Annotated in this window: 13 protein-coding genes and 1 tRNA gene; all 14 read right to left on the bottom strand. The window is 59.2% G+C overall.

Annotated features, from left to right (window positions below):
- Nucleotides 1-1,190 (bottom strand): elongation factor Tu (gene tuf / locus DM872_RS13155; RefSeq protein WP_179059910.1); only part of this gene is annotated, 1,190 nt, incomplete at its 3' end.
- Nucleotides 1,191-1,220: 30 nt separating this feature from the next.
- Nucleotides 1,221-3,356: an elongation factor G gene (gene fusA / locus DM872_RS13150; RefSeq protein ID WP_179059909.1), complete on the bottom strand. Its 2,136-nt coding sequence runs from the start codon at nucleotides 3,354-3,356 to the stop codon at nucleotides 1,221-1,223.
- A gap of 30 nt (nucleotides 3,357-3,386) precedes the next feature.
- Nucleotides 3,387-3,857, bottom strand: coding sequence for a 30S ribosomal protein S7 (gene rpsG, locus DM872_RS13145; protein ID WP_003448710.1), 471 nt, complete (start codon nucleotides 3,855-3,857; stop codon nucleotides 3,387-3,389).
- A gap of 109 nt (nucleotides 3,858-3,966) precedes the next feature.
- Nucleotides 3,967-4,338, bottom strand: coding sequence for a 30S ribosomal protein S12 (rpsL, locus tag DM872_RS13140; RefSeq protein ID WP_003448708.1), 372 nt, complete (start codon nucleotides 4,336-4,338; stop codon nucleotides 3,967-3,969).
- A gap of 164 nt (nucleotides 4,339-4,502) precedes the next feature.
- Nucleotides 4,503-8,702 (bottom strand): DNA-directed RNA polymerase subunit beta', encoded by a 4,200-nt coding sequence (gene rpoC / locus DM872_RS13135; RefSeq protein ID WP_179059908.1) that lies wholly within the window; start codon nucleotides 8,700-8,702, stop codon nucleotides 4,503-4,505.
- A gap of 67 nt (nucleotides 8,703-8,769) precedes the next feature.
- A complete protein-coding gene (gene rpoB / locus DM872_RS13130) occupies nucleotides 8,770-12,843 on the bottom strand; it encodes a DNA-directed RNA polymerase subunit beta (protein WP_179059907.1) in 4,074 nt (1,357 codons plus the stop codon).
- 221 nt (nucleotides 12,844-13,064) lie between these two features.
- Nucleotides 13,065-13,433: a 50S ribosomal protein L7/L12 gene (rplL, locus tag DM872_RS13125; protein WP_077525955.1), complete on the bottom strand. Its 369-nt coding sequence runs from the start codon at nucleotides 13,431-13,433 to the stop codon at nucleotides 13,065-13,067.
- Between the two features lie 86 nt (nucleotides 13,434-13,519).
- A complete protein-coding gene (gene rplJ, locus DM872_RS13120; protein WP_077525954.1) occupies nucleotides 13,520-14,020 on the bottom strand; it encodes a 50S ribosomal protein L10 in 501 nt (166 codons plus the stop codon).
- A gap of 212 nt (nucleotides 14,021-14,232) precedes the next feature.
- The gene (gene rplA / locus DM872_RS13115; protein ID WP_016490523.1) at nucleotides 14,233-14,928 is read right to left on the bottom strand and encodes a 50S ribosomal protein L1; all 696 of its coding nucleotides are present in this window, start codon (nucleotides 14,926-14,928) and stop codon (nucleotides 14,233-14,235) included.
- Nucleotides 14,928-15,359, bottom strand: a complete 432-nt coding sequence (gene rplK / locus DM872_RS13110) for a 50S ribosomal protein L11 (RefSeq protein WP_179059906.1) — start codon at nucleotides 15,357-15,359, stop codon at nucleotides 14,928-14,930. Before rplK ends, rplA begins: the two co-directional genes overlap by 1 nt.
- A gap of 116 nt (nucleotides 15,360-15,475) precedes the next feature.
- Nucleotides 15,476-16,009, bottom strand: coding sequence for a transcription termination/antitermination protein NusG (gene nusG / locus DM872_RS13105; RefSeq protein ID WP_028630537.1), 534 nt, complete (start codon nucleotides 16,007-16,009; stop codon nucleotides 15,476-15,478).
- Nucleotides 16,010-16,019: 10 nt separating this feature from the next.
- Nucleotides 16,020-16,388 (bottom strand): preprotein translocase subunit SecE, encoded by a 369-nt coding sequence (gene secE, locus DM872_RS13100; protein ID WP_151131566.1) that lies wholly within the window; start codon nucleotides 16,386-16,388, stop codon nucleotides 16,020-16,022.
- Between the two features lie 47 nt (nucleotides 16,389-16,435).
- Nucleotides 16,436-16,511: transfer RNA gene (locus tag DM872_RS13095), tRNA-Trp, on the bottom strand.
- Between the two features lie 53 nt (nucleotides 16,512-16,564).
- The coding region (tuf, locus tag DM872_RS13090; protein WP_179059905.1) for an elongation factor Tu at nucleotides 16,565-17,740 on the bottom strand (1,176 nt) is incomplete at its 5' end.

The raw sequence follows: 17,740 nt of genomic DNA, 5'->3' as shown, positions 1-17,740 counted from the left end.
TCGATGATCTTGGCTACAACGCCGGCACCAACGGTACGGCCGCCTTCGCGGATCGCGAAGCGCAGGCCATCTTCCATGGCGATCGGAGCGATCAGGGTGACAACCATCTTGATGTTGTCGCCCGGCATTACCATCTCAACGCCTTCCGGCAGTTCGCAGTTACCGGTCACGTCAGTGGTACGGAAGTAGAACTGCGGACGGTAGCCTTTGAAGAACGGGGTGTGACGACCACCTTCTTCTTTGGACAGCACGTACACTTCGCACTCGAACTTGGTGTGCGGCTTGATGGTGCCCGGCTTGGCCAGAACCTGACCACGCTCTACGTCGTCACGCTTGGTGCCGCGCAGCAGGACGCCAACGTTCTCACCGGCACGACCTTCGTCGAGCAGCTTGCGGAACATTTCAACGCCGGTGCAGGTGGTCTTGGTGGTCGGACGAATGCCGACGATCTCGACTTCTTCCTGAACCTTGACGATGCCACGCTCAACACGGCCGGTTACCACGGTGCCACGACCGGAAATGGAGAACACGTCTTCGATCGGCAGCAGGAACGGCTGATCGATGGCGCGCACCGGCTCCGGAATGTAGGAGTCCAGGGTCTCAACCAGCTTACGAACGGCGGAAACGCCGATTTCGTTGTCGTCCTTGCCTTCCAGGGCCATCAGAGCGGAACCGATGATGATCGGAGTGTCGTCGCCCGGGAAGTCGTAGGTGTTCAGCAGGTCGCGAACTTCCATTTCGACCAGTTCCAGCAGCTCGGCGTCGTCAACCATGTCGGCCTTGTTCAGGAACACGACGATGTAAGGAACACCTACCTGACGGGACAGCAGGATGTGCTCGCGGGTCTGCGGCATGGGGCCGTCAGCAGCCGAGCAAACCAGGATCGCGCCGTCCATCTGCGCAGCACCGGTGATCATGTTCTTCACGTAGTCAGCGTGACCGGGGCAGTCAACGTGAGCGTAGTGACGAACAGCGGAATCGTACTCAACGTGGGAGGTGTTGATGGTGATACCGCGGGCTTTCTCTTCCGGCGCGTTGTCGATCTGGTCGAACGCACGAGCGGAGCCACCCCAAGTCTCGGAGCAGACCTTGGTCAGAGCAGCAGTCAGAGTGGTCTTGCCATGGTCAACGTGACCGATGGTGCCAACGTTGACGTGCGGTTTGTTACGTTCAAATTTTTCTTTAGCCACGACAGTAAACCTCTTACTTAAAGGGCTGAATCAACCTTGTTTTTTAACCAGTGCTTCGACGACGTTCGACGGAGCTTCGGCGTATTTGGAGAATTCCATGGAGTAGCTCGCGCGACCCTGGGACATGGAACGCACGTCGGTCGCATAACCGAACATCTCGCCCAGCGGAACCTCGGCACGAATTACCTTACCGGAAACGCTGTCTTCCATCCCCTGAATCAGGCCACGGCGACGGTTCAGGTCACCCATCACGTCACCCATGTAGTCCTCGGGGGTCACCACCTCTACCTTCATGATCGGCTCAAGCACTTTACCGCCGCCCTTCTGGGCCAGCTGCTTGGTCGCCATGGAGGCAGCGATCTTGAACGCCATCTCGTTGGAGTCGACGTCGTGGTAGGAACCATCGAACACGGAAGCCTTCAGGCCGATGAGCGGGTAGCCGGCAACAACGCCGTTCTTCATCTGCTCTTCGATGCCCTTCTGGATCGCCGGGATGTATTCCTTCGGAATCACACCACCCACGACTTCGTTGGTGAACACCAGACCTTCGGCGATGTTGCCCTTCTCATCCACGTCAGCGGAGGAGAAGCGGATCCAGCAGTGACCGAACTGACCACGACCACCGGACTGACGAACGAACTTGCCTTCGATCTCGACATTGTCCTTGGAGATGGTTTCGCGATAGGAAACCTGCGGCTTGCCGATGTTGGCCTCAACGCCGAACTCGCGCTTCATGCGGTCGACGAGGATGTCCAGGTGCAGCTCACCCATGCCAGAAATGATGGTCTGACCGGTCTCTTCGTCGGTCTTGACGCGGAACGACGGGTCTTCCTGGGCCAGCTTGCCGAGGGCGATGCCCATCTTCTCCTGGTCAGCCTTGGTCTTCGGCTCAACAGCTACCGAGATTACCGGCTCCGGGAAGTCCATACGCTCGAGGATGATCGGCTTCTCGATGTCGCACAGGGTGTCACCAGTGGTGACGTCCTTCATGCCGATCAGAGCAGCGATGTCGCCAGCGCGCACTTCTTTGATCTCGTCACGCTGGTTGGCGTGCATCTGCACCATACGACCAACGCGCTCTTTCTTACCTTTCACGGAGTTGATAACGGAGTTACCAGACTCCAGAACGCCCGAGTAGACACGAACGAAGGTCAGAGTACCTACGAACGGGTCAGTGGCGATCTTGAATGCCAGAGCCGAGAACGGAGCATTGTCGTCAGCCGGGCGCTCGTCTTTCGGAGCGTCGTCGCCGCCGTCAATGTGATCCGGGTGGATACCCTGGATTGCAGGGATCTCGGTCGGAGCAGGCAGGAAGTCGATGACGGCGTCGAGAACCAGGGGCACGCCCTTGTTCTTGAACGAGGAGCCGCAGACAGCCGGTACGATTTCGCAGGCGATGGTACGAAGACGCAGGCCAGCCTTGATCTCTTCGATCGACAGCTCACCCTCTTCCAGGTACTTGTTCATCAGCTCTTCGTTGGCTTCGGCAGCAGCCTCGACCATGTTGTTGCGCCACTCGGCGGCCAGCTCAACCATATCCGCAGGAATTTCTTCCTCGCGATAGGAAGTGCCCTTGTCGTCTTCGTTCCAGTAGATGGCCTTCATCTTCAGCAGATCGACCTGACCCTGGAACTCATCCTCAGCACCGATGGCCAACTGAACCGGAACCGGGGTGTGACCCAGGCGGTTCTTGATCTGGCCGACCACGCGCAGGAAGTTGGCGCCAGCACGGTCCATCTTGTTCACGTAGACGATACGCGGAACGCCGTACTTGTTGGCTTGACGCCATACGGTTTCGGACTGAGGCTCAACGCCGGAAGTGCCGCAGAACACAACGACAGCACCGTCCAGCACGCGCAGAGAACGCTCCACCTCAATGGTGAAGTCTACGTGGCCGGGGGTGTCGATGACGTTTACGCGGTACTTGTCGTACTGACCACGCGAACCTTCCCAGAAGGTGGTGATGGCAGCAGAGGTAATGGTAATACCACGCTCCTGCTCCTGCACCATCCAGTCGGTGGTAGCAGCGCCATCGTGAACTTCACCCATCTTGTGGCTCAGGCCTGTGTAGAACAGGATGCGCTCAGTCGTGGTGGTCTTGCCCGCGTCAACGTGGGCGCAGATGCCGATGTTGCGATAGCGGTTAATTGCTGTATTACGAGCCATAAAGCCCTCGCAAAAGAATGGATGCCGTAATTAGAAGCGGTAGTGCGAGAACGCTTTGTTGGCCTCAGCCATACGGTGCACGTCTTCACGCTTCTTGACAGCAGCGCCTTTGCCATCGAAGGCATCCAGCAGCTCGCCTGCCAGGCGCAGGGCCATGGACTTCTCGCCACGCTTGCGCGCGGACTCAACCAGCCAACGCATGGCCAGAGCATTACGACGGGACGGACGAACTTCGACCGGAACCTGGTAAGTGGCACCGCCTACACGGCGGGACTTTACTTCGACCAGCGGAGCGATGGCGTCGAGAGCTTTCTCGAAGATTTCCAGGGGATCGCTGTTCTTGCGGGATTTGACGGTATCCAGGGCACCGTAAACGATGCGCTCGGCTACGGCCTTCTTGCCGCTTTCCATCACGTGGTTCATGAACTTGGCGAGGATCAGGCTTCCGTATTTCGGATCGTCCAGAATCTCACGCTTGGCTGCTACACGACGTCTTGGCATTGATAAGCCCTCAAACGGTCTTCAGGTTAGCCCGGGACCATAACCATTCGGTTACGCCCGACCTTACTCTTATCGACTCAATGAATAAAAAAACTGATTAAGCACCGAATTACTTCGGACGCTTGGTACCGTACTTGGAACGACCCTGCTTACGGTCTTTAACGCCGGTGGTATCCAGCGAACCGCGCACGGTGTGGTAACGCACACCCGGAAGGTCCTTTACACGACCGCCACGGATCAGCACTACGCTGTGCTCTTGCAGGTTGTGACCTTCACCACCGATGTACGAAGTCACTTCGTAGCCGTTGGTCAGACGAACACGGCAAACCTTACGGAGTGCGGAGTTCGGCTTCTTCGGCGTAGTGGTGTAGACGCGGGTGCAAACGCCGCGACGCTGCGGGCAGTTTTGCAGCGCAGGTACGTCGGATTTCTCGACGATACGGCTGCGCGGCTTACGCACCAGCTGGTTAATAGTTGCCATCTAATTGCTCCACTGTTGTCTTTCGACGCTATTGCCTTACAAAGAAAGCAAAATGACAGGGCATAGCGCCCTGCCAAATTTAGGGGTGCATGAGTCTAAAGAGACTCAATGTCCCCGTCAAGGCAATACCCCCCGACGGCCAAGGCCGCCGGGGGGTATCACACTTAGTTGCTGCTGGAGTTCAGCGCTTCGGTCAGCGCTGCTTCCACTTCGCTCGCGCTCACGCGGACCGGCTTGCCGGCTTCACGCTGACGCTTGCGCTCGCTGTGGTAGGCCAGACCGGTACCGGCCGGGATCAGTCGACCCACAACAACGTTTTCCTTCAGGCCGCGCAGGTAGTCGCGCTTGCCGGTAACCGCCGCCTCGGTGAGGACGCGGGTGGTTTCCTGGAAGGACGCCGCAGAGATGAACGACTCGGTGGACAGCGAGGCCTTGGTGATACCCAGCAGGACGCGTTCGAACTTGGCGATGAAGCGATCTTCGGTCGCCAGACGCTCGTTTTCTTCCAGTACCTGGGTCAGTTCCATCTGGTCGCCCTTGATGAAGCTGGAATCACCCGACTCGGCAATCTCGACCTTGCGCAGCATCTGACGCAGGATGGTTTCGATGTGCTTGTCGTTGATCTTCACGCCCTGCAGGCGGTACACGTCCTGGATCTCATTGACGATGTACTTGGCCAGCGCGCTGACACCCAGCAGGCGCAGGATGTCGTGCGGGTTGCTCGGACCGTCGGAGATAACTTCGCCGCGGTTCACCTGTTCGCCTTCGAACACGTTCAGGTGACGCCACTTCGGAATCAGCTCCTCGTACGGATCGGTGCCATCGTTCGGAGTGATGACCAGACGGCGCTTGCCTTTGGTCTCCTTGCCGAAGGAGATGGTGCCGCTGATTTCCGCAAGGATCGAAGGCTCTTTCGGACGACGAGCTTCGAACAGGTCGGCAACGCGCGGCAGACCACCGGTGATGTCGCGGGTCTTCGAGGTTTCCTGCGGAATACGGGCGATAACGTCACCCACACCCACTTGCGAACCGTCGGCCACGCCAACCAGGGCGTTCGCCGGCAGGAAGTACTGGGCGGGAACGTCGGTACCCGGCAGCAGCAGTTCCTTGCCATTGGCGTCGACCAGCTTCACGGCCGGACGAATGTCCTTGCCGGCAGCCGGACGATCCTTCGGATCCAGAACCTCGATGTTGGTCAGACCGGTCAGTTCGTCGGTCTGACGCTTGATGGTGATGCCTTCCTCCATGCCGACGAAGGTAACGGTACCCTTCATTTCGGTCACGATCGGGTGGGTGTGCGGGTCCCACTTGGCAACGATGGCGCCCGGATCAACCTTGTCGCCTTCCTTGACGGAGATCACAGCACCATACGGCAGCTTGTAACGCTCGCGCTCGCGACCGAAGTCGTCGGCCACGGCCAGCTCGCCGGAACGGGATACGGCAACCAGATGGCCGTTGAGGTTCTCGACGTGCTTCAGGTTATGCAGGCGGATGGTACCGCCGTTCTTCACCTGGACGTTGTCGGCTGCGGAAGTACGGCTAGCCGCACCACCGATGTGGAAGGTACGCATGGTCAGCTGGGTACCCGGCTCACCGATGGACTGGGCAGCAATTACGCCGACCGCTTCACCGATGTTTACCTGGTGGCCACGCGCCAGGTCACGACCGTAGCACTTGGCGCAGATGCCGTAACGGGTTTCGCAGCTGATCGGGGAACGCACGATCACTTCGTCGACGCTCATGCGCTCGATGAATTCAACCCACTGCTCATCGACCAGAGTACCGGCCGGCACGATGACTTCATCGGAGCCCGGCTTGAACACGTCACGGGCAATGACACGGCCCAGTACTCGCTCACCCAGAGGCTCGACGACGTCGCCGCCTTCGATGTGCGGGGTCATCAGCAGACCGTGCTCGGTGCCACAATCAACCTCGGTCACTACCAGGTCCTGGGCGACGTCGACCAGACGACGAGTCAGGTAACCGGAGTTCGCGGTCTTCAGTGCGGTATCCGCCAGACCTTTACGAGCACCGTGCGTGGAGATGAAGTACTGGAGTACGTTCAGGCCTTCACGGAAGTTCGCGGTGATCGGGGTTTCAATGATGGAGCCGTCCGGCTTGGCCATCAGGCCACGCATACCGGCCAACTGACGGATCTGGGCCGCGGAACCCCGCGCACCGGAGTCCGCCATCATGTACATGGAGTTGAAGGATTCCTGGTCGACTTCCTTGCCCTCGCGATCGATAACCTTCTCTTTCGAGAGGTTGGCCATCATCGCCTTGGACACTTCGTCGTTAGCCTTGGACCAGAGGTCGATCACCTTGTTGTACTTCTCGCCCTGGGTTACCAGGCCGGAGGCGTACTGGGATTCGATTTCCTTCACTTCCTCGGTAGCGGCATCGATGATGCGAGCCTTCTCATCGGGGATGACGAAGTCGTTCACACCGATGGAAACACCGGAAATGGTGGAGTAGGCGAAACCGGTGTACATCAGCTGGTCAGCGAAGATGACGGTGTCCTTCAGACCAACAACGCGATAGCACTGGTTGATCAGCTTGGAGATCGCCTTTTTCTTCATCGGCTGGTTGACCACGTCGTACGACAGGCCGGCCGGGACCACCTGGAACAGCAGCGCGCGGCCGACAGTGGTGTCGACGATGCGGGTGTTCTTGGTGATGGAGCCGTCCTTGTCCTTCACGGTCTCGTTGATGCGCACTTTCACGCGGGCGTGCAGGGACGCTTCACCGGCGCGGAACACGCGGTCAACTTCCTGCAGGTCTGCGAACACGCGACCTTCGCCCTTGGCATTAACGGCTTCCCGGGTCATGTAGTACAGACCCAGAACCACGTCCTGCGACGGAACGATGATCGGCTCGCCGTTGGCAGGCGAGAGGATGTTGTTGGTGGACATCATCAGCGCGCGCGCTTCCAGCTGGGCCTCGAGGGTCAGCGGAACGTGAACGGCCATCTGGTCACCGTCGAAGTCGGCGTTGTACGCGGCGCAGACCAGCGGGTGCAGCTGGATGGCCTTGCCTTCGATGAGGACTGGTTCGAACGCTTGGATACCCAGACGGTGCAGGGTCGGCGCGCGGTTCAGCAGTACGGGATGTTCGCGGATGACTTCGGCGAGAACGTCCCAGACCTCGGGCAGTTCGCGCTCGACCATCTTCTTGGCCGCCTTGATGGTGGTGGCCATGCCGCGGGCTTCCAGCTTGCCGAAGATGAACGGCTTGAACAGCTCGAGGGCCATCTTCTTGGGCAGACCGCACTGATGCAGACGCAGGGTCGGACCTACGGTAATTACCGAACGGCCGGAGTAGTCAACGCGCTTACCGAGCAGGTTCTGACGGAAGCGACCCTGCTTGCCCTTGATCATGTCGGCCAGGGACTTCAGCGGGCGCTTGTTCGAGCCGGTGATGGCACGACCACGACGGCCGTTGTCCAGCAGGGCGTCGACCGCTTCCTGCAGCATGCGCTTTTCGTTACGCACGATGATGTCCGGAGCAGCCAGGTCGAGCAGGCGCTTCAGACGGTTGTTACGGTTGATCACCCGACGATACAGGTCGTTCAGGTCGGAAGTCGCGAAGCGACCGCCATCCAGCGGAACCAGCGGACGCAGGTCCGGCGGCAGCACCGGCAGGACAGTCAGCACCATCCACTCGGGATGGTTGCCGGAGTCCTTGAAGGCTTCCATCAGCTTCAGGCGCTTGGACAGCTTCTTGATCTTGGTCTCGGAATTGGTCTGCGGGATTTCTTCGCGCAGGCGGCCGATCTCATGATCCAGGTCGATGGCGTTGAGCAGCTCGCGAACAGCCTCGGCACCCATGCGGGCGTCGAAGTCATCACCGAACTCTTCGAGGGCTTCGAAGTACTGCTCGTCGTTCAGCAGCTGGCCTTTCTCCAAGGTGGTCATGCCCGGATCGATCACCACGTAGCTCTCGAAATAGAGCACGCGTTCGATGTCACGCAGGGTCATGTCCAGCAGCAGGCCGATACGGGACGGCAGGGACTTCAGGAACCAGATGTGGGCAACGGGCGAAGCCAGCTCGATGTGGCCCATGCGCTCACGGCGCACCTTGGCCAGGGCGACTTCTACACCGCACTTCTCGCAGATCACACCGCGATGCTTGAGACGCTTGTACTTACCGCACAGGCACTCGTAGTCCTTCACCGGGCCGAAGATCTTGGCGCAGAACAGGCCATCGCGCTCCGGCTTGAAGGTACGGTAGTTGATGGTCTCCGGCTTTTTCACTTCACCGAAGGACCAGGAACGGATCATCTCGGGCGAGGCCAGACCAATACGGATGGCATCGAACTCTTCGATTTGACCCTGGTTTTTCAACAGATTCAGCAAGTCTTTCAAGGCCTTTCCTCCTCACGGACCCGCTACGACCGGCCTTGACCAGCCGTAGCGTTTTGGGCGTCGCGTGTTATTCGGTTTCCAGTTCGATGTCGATGCCGAGCGAGCGGATCTCTTTGATCAACACGTTGAAGGACTCGGGCATGCCGGCCTCCATGCGGTGATCGCCGTCCACGATGTTCTTGTACATCTTGGTCCGGCCGTTCACGTCGTCCGACTTCACGGTCAGCATTTCCTGCAGGGTGTAGGCGGCACCGTAGGCTTCCAGTGCCCAGACCTCCATCTCCCCGAAACGCTGGCCACCGAACTGCGCCTTACCACCCAGCGGCTGCTGGGTAACCAGGCTGTAAGAACCGGTGGAACGTGCGTGCATCTTGTCGTCGACCAGGTGGTTCAGCTTGAGCATGTACATGTAGCCGACGGTGGTCGGACGCTCGAACTGATTGCCGGTACGGCCGTCGAACAGGCGCATCTGACCGCTTTCCGGCAGGTCGGCGAGCTTCAGCATGGCCTTGATCTCGCTTTCCTTGGCGCCGTCGAACACCGGGGTGGCCATGGGTACGCCGCCCTTCAGGTTCTTCGCCAGGTCCAGGATTTCCTGGTCGCTCAGCTCGTTCAGGCTTTCCTGACGGCCACCGATCTCGTTGTAGATCTCATGGAGGAATTCGCGCAGTTCAGCAATCTTGCGCTGCTCTTCCATCATGCGGTTGATCTTCTCGCCCAGGCCCTTGGCAGCGAGGCCCAGGTGGGTTTCGAGGATCTGACCGACGTTCATACGAGACGGTACGCCCAGCGGGTTGAGGACGATGTCCACCGGAGTGCCATTGGCATCGTGGGGCATGTCTTCGACCGGCATGATCACGGAGACCACACCCTTGTTACCGTGACGACCCGCCATCTTGTCGCCCGGCTGGATACGACGCTTGATGGCCAGGTAGACCTTGACGATCTTCAGTACGCCCGGAGCCAGGTCGTCGCCCTGCTGCAGCTTGCGCTTCTTGTCTTCGAACTTGTCATCCAGCATCTGGCGACGGTCGGACAGGTAGGCCTGAGCCTTCTCGAGCTGCTCGTTCAGTGCGTCTTCAGCCATGCGCAGCTTGAACCACTGGCCGCGCTCGAGGCCGTCGAGGTACTCGTCGGTGATCTCGGTGCCTTTCTTCACGCCAGCACCGCCTTCGGCAACTTGGCCGACCAGAGCGGAACGCAGACGCTCGAAGGTAGCGCCTTCGACGATACGGAACTCTTCGTTCAGGTCCTTGCGGATCTCGTCGAGCTGCATCTTCTCGATGGACAGCGCGCGGGAGTCACGCTCGACGCCGTCACGAGTGAAGACCTGGACGTCGATTACGGTGCCCTTGGTGCCAGTCGGCACGCGCAGGGAAGTGTCCTTCACGTCGGACGCCTTCTCACCGAAGATCGCGCGCAGCAGCTTCTCTTCCGGAGTCAGCTGGGTCTCGCCTTTCGGAGTGACCTTGCCGACCAGGATGTCGCCTGCCTGGACTTCAGCACCGACGTAAACGATACCGGCCTCGTCCAGTTTGTTCAGCGCAGCCTCGCCCACGTTGGGGATGTCAGCGGTGATTTCCTCTGGGCCGAGCTTGGTGTCACGCGCCACACAGGTCAGTTCCTGGATGTGGATGGTGGTGAAGCGATCTTCCTGCACCACACGCTCGGACAGGCAGATGGAGTCCTCGAAGTTGAAACCGTTCCAGGGCATGAACGCGACGCGCATGTTCTGACCCAGAGCGAGTTCACCCATGTCGGTGGACGGACCGTCGGCGAGGATGTCGGCGCGAGCGACCACATCACCCTTCTGCACCAGCGGACGCTGGTTGATGCAGGTGTTCTGGTTGGAACGGGTGTATTTGGTCAGGTTGTAGATGTCGACGCCGGCTTCGCCAGTCTCGACTTCGTCATCGTTGACACGAACCACGATACGGCTGGCATCGACCGAGTCGATCACGCCGCCACGACGGGCCACGACGCAGACACCGGAGTCGCGCGCAACGTTGCGCTCCATGCCGGTACCTACCAGAGGCTTGTCGGCACGCAGGGTCGGCACTGCCTGACGCTGCATGTTCGAGCCCATGAGTGCGCGGTTGGCGTCGTCGTGTTCGAGGAACGGAATCAGCGAGGCAGCAACGGAAACGACCTGCTTCGGAGAGACGTCCATCAGGGTTACGTCTTCCGGCGCCTTCACGGTGAATTCGTTCAGGTGACGTACGGCTACCAGTTCGTCGACCAGTTGGCCCTGCTCGTTCATCGTTGCCGATGCCTGAGCGATGACGTGGTCGGCCTCTTCGATGGCGGAGAGGAAGACGATCTCGTCGGTGACCTGGGTGCCCTTCACAACGCGGTACGGGCTCTCGAGGAAGCCGTACTGGTTGGTGCGAGCATAGGTCGCCAGGGAGTTGATCAGACCGATGTTCGGACCTTCAGGGGTTTCGATCGGGCACACACGGCCATAGTGGGTCGGGTGTACGTCACGAACCTCGAAGCCCGCGCGCTCACGAGTCAGACCGCCTGGGCCGAGTGCGGAAACGCGGCGCTTGTGGGTGATCTCGGAAAGCGGGTTGTTCTGGTCCATGAACTGGGACAGCTGGCTGGAGCCGAAGAACTCCTTGATCGCGGCAGCCACCGGCTTGGCGTTGATCAGGTCTTGCGGCATCAGGCCTTCGCTTTCGGCCATCGACAGACGTTCCTTGACCGCGCGCTCGACGCGCACCAGGCCAACACGGAACTGGTTCTCGGCCATCTCACCGACGCAACGCACGCGACGGTTACCCAGGTGGTCGATGTCGTCGACGATGCCCTTGCCGTTACGGATGTCGACCAGGGTCTTCAGTACGTCAACGATGTCTTCCTTGCTCAACACGCCCGAACCTTCGATCTCGGTGCGACCGATACGACGGTTGAACTTCATGCGGCCCACGGCGGACAGATCGTAACGCTCAGCGCTGAAGAACAGGTTGTTGAACAGGGTTTCGGCAGCTTCCTTGGTCGGCGGCTCGCCAGGACGCATCATGCGGTAGATCTCGACCAGGGCTTCCAGCTGGTTGCCGGTGGAGTCGATCTTCAGGGTGTCCGAAATGAACGGACCGCAGTCGATGTCGTTGGTGTACAGGGTTTCGATGCGGACAACCTGGGCCTTGGCGATTTTCACCAGCAGGTCGGTGGTCAGCTCGGTGTTGCACTCGGCGATGATTTCGCCAGTAGCCGGATGGACGATGGCCTTGGCGGAGGTACGGCCAAGCACGTAGTCCATCGGGACTTCCAGCTCTTTGATGCCAGCCTTCTCCAGCTGGTTGATGTGGCGGGCGGTAATACGACGGCCCTGCTCCACGATCACCTTGCCGTTCTGGTCCTTGATGTCGAACACGGCGATCTCGCCACGCAGACGCTGCGGAACCAGTTCCAGGTGCAGACCTTCGCCCTTCACGTGGAAGACGTTGGTTGCATAGAAGGCGTTCAGCACTTCTTCAGTGCTGTAGTTCAACGCGCGCAGCAGGACGGTGGCCGGCAGTTTGCGGCGACGGTCGATACGCACGAATACGCAGTCCTTCGGATCGAACTCGAAGTCCAGCCAGGAACCGCGGTAGGGAATGATGCGAGCGGAGTACAGCAGCTTGCCCGAGCTGTGGGTCTTGCCACGGTCGTGGTCGAAGAACACACCCGGAGAGCGGTGCAGCTGGGAGACGATGACGCGCTCGGTACCGTTGATGATGAAGGTACCGTTCTCGGTCATCAGGGGGATTTCCCCCATGTAGACTTCTTGTTCCTTGATGTCCTTGATCGCTTTGTTCGACGACTCTTTGTCGAAGATGATCAGACGGACTTTTACCCGCAGCGGCACGGCGAAGGTCACGCCGCGCAGCACGCATTCCTTGACATCGAACGCCGGCTCGCCCAGGCGATAGCCGACATATTCCAGAGCAGCGTTGCCGGAATAGCTGATGATCGGGAAAACAGACTTGAAGGCCGCGTGCAGGCCGATGTCACGGAATTGCTCTTTGCTAACTCCGGCCTGCAGGAATTCGCGATACGAATCCAGCTGGATGGCCAGGAGGTAAGGTACATCCATGACGTCCGGCAACTTGCTAAAGTCTTTGCGGATACGTTTTTTCTCAGTGTATGAGTAAGCCATCAGCGTTCCCCAGCTTGGTCACCTGCTTGTTTGGCCCCTCCGACGGGAGTAGCCAGAAAATCGTGCAAACCCCTTGGTTTGCTCCGCCCCTCAATAGGGGTCGGGTCACGTCCAAGGTGGCGTCAGGAGACAACCACCTAGAACGGAAAAAGGCCGGTGGCAAAAGCCACCAGCCGTCAGCCTTGCGCGAAGCGCTTCGGCTGTTGACGCAAGGTCGTCGCTTACTTGAGCTCGACTTTGGCGCCAGCTTCTTCCAGAGCTTTCTTGGCAGCTTCGGCTTCTTCCTTGGAAGCGCCTTCCTTGACCACGCCCGGGGCGCCGTCAACTACTGCCTTGGCTTCTTTCAGACCCAGACCGGTCAGTTCGCGAACGACTTTGATGACGTTCACTTTCTTGTCGCCGGCTTCGGTCAGGATGATGTTGAACTCGGTTTGTTCTTCAACGACAGCAGCGGCAGCAGCCGGGCCAGCGGCAACGGCAGCAGCAGCGGTAACACCGAACTTCTCTTCCATCGCCTTGATCAGTTCAACGATCTGCATGACGGACATTTCGGATACGGCGTTGATGATGTCTTCGTTGGTCAGAGCCATGACTCTAATTCCTGTATAGGTGGACGGCCTACGCGGCCATCAGAATTTTGAAAGATTCAGCTTGAAAGAGGGTTATGCGGCCTGGATCAGGCAGCAGCGCCTTCTTTCTGGTCGCGAATTGCCGCCAGAGTACGAGCCAGCTTGCTGGTAGCGCCTTGGATAACGCTCATCAGCTGTGCAACGGCTTCGTTGTAGGTCGGCAGGGTCGCCAGTACGTCGATCTGATTGGCTGCGAGGAACTGGCCCTCGAATGCAGCGGCCTTGATCTCGAACTTGTCCTGACCCTTGGCGAAATCCTTGAAGATACGAGCAGCAGCGCCCGGATGTTCATTGGAGAACGCAATCAGGGTCGGGCCTTTGAACACGTCGTTGAGCACTTCGAACTGAGTGCCAGCAACGGCGCGGCGAGCCAGGGTGTTACGTACGACACGCACGTACACACCAGCCTCGCGGGCCTCTTTACGGAGTCCGGTCATAGCGGCTACGGTCACGCCACGGGCATCAGCCACGACAGCGGACAGGCCAGCTTTGGCAGCCTCGTTGACTTCAGCGACGATGGCCTTCTTGTCTTCGAGTTTAATTGCCACGGGTCTAACTCCTGGATGTTACCGTTTCGTCCAGCCGGAGCCGGACGGCGTTTTGGTGTCTGATTCGGTAAACGAATCGGGAGCACCATCTGCGTAGGCTCGGAAATCGCTTCCCGGTTTGAGGCTTGCGCCGCCTACGGTCTTGGATAGCCCCCGCCAGGCAGGGACCCCAATACCTGGCGCGACGGATAAGTCCGCCGCGCCTTTATCACTTAGCCTTCGAGGGAAGCCTGATCGATCTGCAGACCCGGGCCCATGGTGGTGCTCAGGGTCACGCGCTTCAGGTACACACCCTTGGAGGTGGACGGCTTCAGACGCTTCAGATCAGCCAGCAGAGCTTCAACGTTCTGCTTCAGCTTGATCGGCTCGAAGTCGACCTTGCCAACGGAAGCGTGAATGATGCCGTTCTTGTCGGTACGGAAACGCACCTGACCAGCCTTGGCGTTCTTCACGGCGGTAGCCACGTCCGGAGTCACGGTACCAACCTTCGGGTTCGGCATCAGGCCGCGCGGACCGAGGATCTGGCCCAACTGACCCACGACACGCATCGCGTCCGGGGAGGCGATAACTACGTCGTAGTTCAGGTCGCCGGCTTTCATCTCGGCAGCGAGCTCGTCCATACCAACTTTCTCGGCGCCGGCAGCCAGAGCGGCTTCAGCAGCCGGACCCTGGGTGAACACGGCAACGCGGACGCTCCTGCCAGTGCCGTTCGGCAGAACGGTGGCACCACGAACGACCTGGTCGGATTTACGCGGATCGACGCCCAGGTTGATGGAGACGTCCACGGACTCTTTGAACTTGGAGGTCGCCAGCTCAGCCAGCAGTTTGGCGGCGTCTTCGAAGCCGTACTGTTTGCCAGCTTCTACTTTCTCGGCGATTGCCTTTTGGCGCTTGGTCAGCTTAGCCATTACACACCCTCCACGTTCAGGCCCATGCTACGAGCGGAGCCGGCGATACTACGCACGGCCGCGTCCAGGTCAGCTGCAGTGAGATCAGCCTTCTTGGCTTTGGCGATCTCTTCCAGCTGAGCACGGGTAACGGTGCCTACTTTCTGGGTGTTCGGACGCGGGGAGCCGCTAGCAATACCGGCCGCTTTTTTCAGCAGCACGGAAGCCGGGGTGCTCTTGGTCTCAAAGGTAAAGCTGCGGTCGCTGTATACGGTGATGATCACGGGAGTCGGCAGACCAGGTTCCATGCCCTGAGTCTTGGCGTTGAACGCCTTGCAGAATTCCATGATGTTCACGCCGTGTTGACCCAGAGCAGGGCCGACCGGCGGCGACGGGTTGGCCTGACCGGCCTTCACTTGCAGCTTGATATAAGCTTGAATCTTCTTAGCCATGTATAACTCCAGTTACGGGTTCTAGCGCCCTAAGGCTCCCCGATTGCTTTCGCGTTTATCCCAGTGACGACAAAACCCCGCAACCTAGGGCTGCGGGGTTGGGATGCCATTGTCAGTTAAGCCTTCTCGACCTGACTGAACTCCAGCTCTACCGGGGTAGAGCGACCGAAGATGAGCACGGCCACCTGGATCCGGCTCTTCTCGTAGTTGACCTCTTCGACGACGCCATTGAAGTCAGCGAACGGACCGTCGATAACACGAACGGTTTCACCCGGCTCGAACAGCGTCTTCGGCTTGGGCTTGTCACCGCTGTCAGCAACACGACGCAGGATAGCTTCAGCTTCTTTTTCAGTGATGGGCGCAGGCTTGTCGGCAGTACCACCGATAAAGCCCATGACACGCGGCGTATCCTTGATCAGGTGCCACGTCGCCTCATTCATTTCCATCTGAACCAGCACGTAGCCAGGGAAGAACTTACGCTCGCTCTTGCGCTTCTGGCCATTACGCATTTCCACCACCTCTTCGGTGGGAACCAGAATTTCGCCGAACTCGTCTTCCATGCCAGCCAGCTTGACGCGCTCGATCAGCGAGCGCATGACATGCTTCTCGTAACCCGAGTAGGCATGCACAACGTACCAACGCTTAGCCACGGCGCACCTATTAACCAACAATCAACGAAACAAGCCAGCCGAGCAGGGTATCAAGCCCCCACAACAGCAGCGCCATTACCAGCACGACAGCCACAACAATCAGAGTGGTCTGGGTGGTTTCCTGACGGGTCGGCCAAACAACCTTTCGAATTTCCGCGCGAGCTTCCTTGGCAAGAACAAAGAAAGCCTGACCCTTGGCGGTCTGCAGAGCCACAACAGCGGCAACAGCAGCAAGAGCAAGAAGCGCGAGAACGCGGTACAGGATCGGCTCAGCGGAGAAATACTGATTGCCGACCACGCCAACAGCAACAAGAGCCACCACAACGACCCACTTCAGAACGTCGAAGCGTGTTTCTTTGGCTTCAGCCTTGGCATTCATCAGCTAAGATCCTGTGAGAGAAATGCCAGATTCTCATTCGTGGAATCTGGCAGGCCAGGAGGGAATCGAACCCCCAACCTGCGGTTTTGGAGACCGCCGCTCTGCCAATTGAGCTACTGGCCTGTAACAAAGTCAGGCCGACCATTATGCCGGCCTGATACACCAAGATCAAGTCGTTATTCGATGATCTTGGCTACAACGCCGGCACCAACGGTACGGCCGCCTTCGCGGATCGCGAAGCGCAGGCCATCTTCCATGGCGATCGGAGCGATCAGGGTGACAACCATCTTGATGTTGTCGCCCGGCATTACCATCTCAACGCCTTCCGGCAGTTCGCAGTTACCGGTCACGTCAGTGGTACGGAAGTAGAACTGCGGACGGTAGCCTTTGAAGAACGGGGTGTGACGACCACCTTCTTCTTTGGACAGCACGTACACTTCGCACTCGAACTTGGTGTGCGGCTTGATGGTGCCCGGCTTGGCCAGAACCTGACCACGCTCTACGTCGTCACGCTTGGTGCCGCGCAGCAGGACGCCAACGTTCTCACCGGCACGACCTTCGTCGAGCAGCTTGCGGAACATTTCAACGCCGGTGCAGGTGGTCTTGGTGGTCGGACGAATGCCGACGATCTCGACTTCTTCCTGAACCTTGACGATGCCACGCTCAACACGGCCGGTTACCACGGTGCCACGACCGGAAATGGAGAACACGTCTTCGATCGGCAGCAGGAACGGCTGATCGATGGCGCGCACCGGCTCCGGAATGTAGGAGTCCAGGGTCTCAACCAGCTTACGAACGGCGGAAACGCCGATTTCGTTGTCGTCCTTGCCTTCCAGGGCCATCAGAGCGGAACCGATGATGATCGGAGTGTCGTCGCCCGGGAAGTCGTAGGTGTTCAGCAGGTCGCGAACTTCCATTTCGACCAGTTCCAGCAGCTCGGCGTCGTCAACCATGTCGGCCTTGTTCAGGAACACGACGATGTAAGGAACACCTACCTGACGGGACAGCAGGATGTGCTCGCGGGTCTGCGGCATGGGGCCGTCAGCAGCCGAGCAAACCAGGATCGCGCCGTCCATCTGCGCAGCACCGGTGATCATGTTCTTCACGTAGTCAGCGTGACCGGGGCAGTCAACGTGAGCGTAGTGACGAACAGCGGAATCGTACTCAACGTGGGAGGTGTTGATGGTGATACCGCGGGCTTTCTCTTCCGGCGCGTTGTCGATCTGGTCGAACGCACGAGCGGAGCCACCCCAAGTCTCGGAGCAGACCTTGGTCAGAGCAGCAGTCAGAGTGGTCTTGCCATGGTCAACGTGACCGATGGTGCCAACGTTGACGTGCGGTTTGTTACGTTC

The organism is Pseudomonas taiwanensis, assembly GCF_013393345.1.
Classification (GTDB): Bacteria; Pseudomonadota; Gammaproteobacteria; order Pseudomonadales; family Pseudomonadaceae; genus Metapseudomonas; species Metapseudomonas resinovorans_C.
The sequence above is the reverse complement of the archived record's forward strand: the minus strand, read 5'-3'. Positions and strand labels throughout refer to the sequence as shown.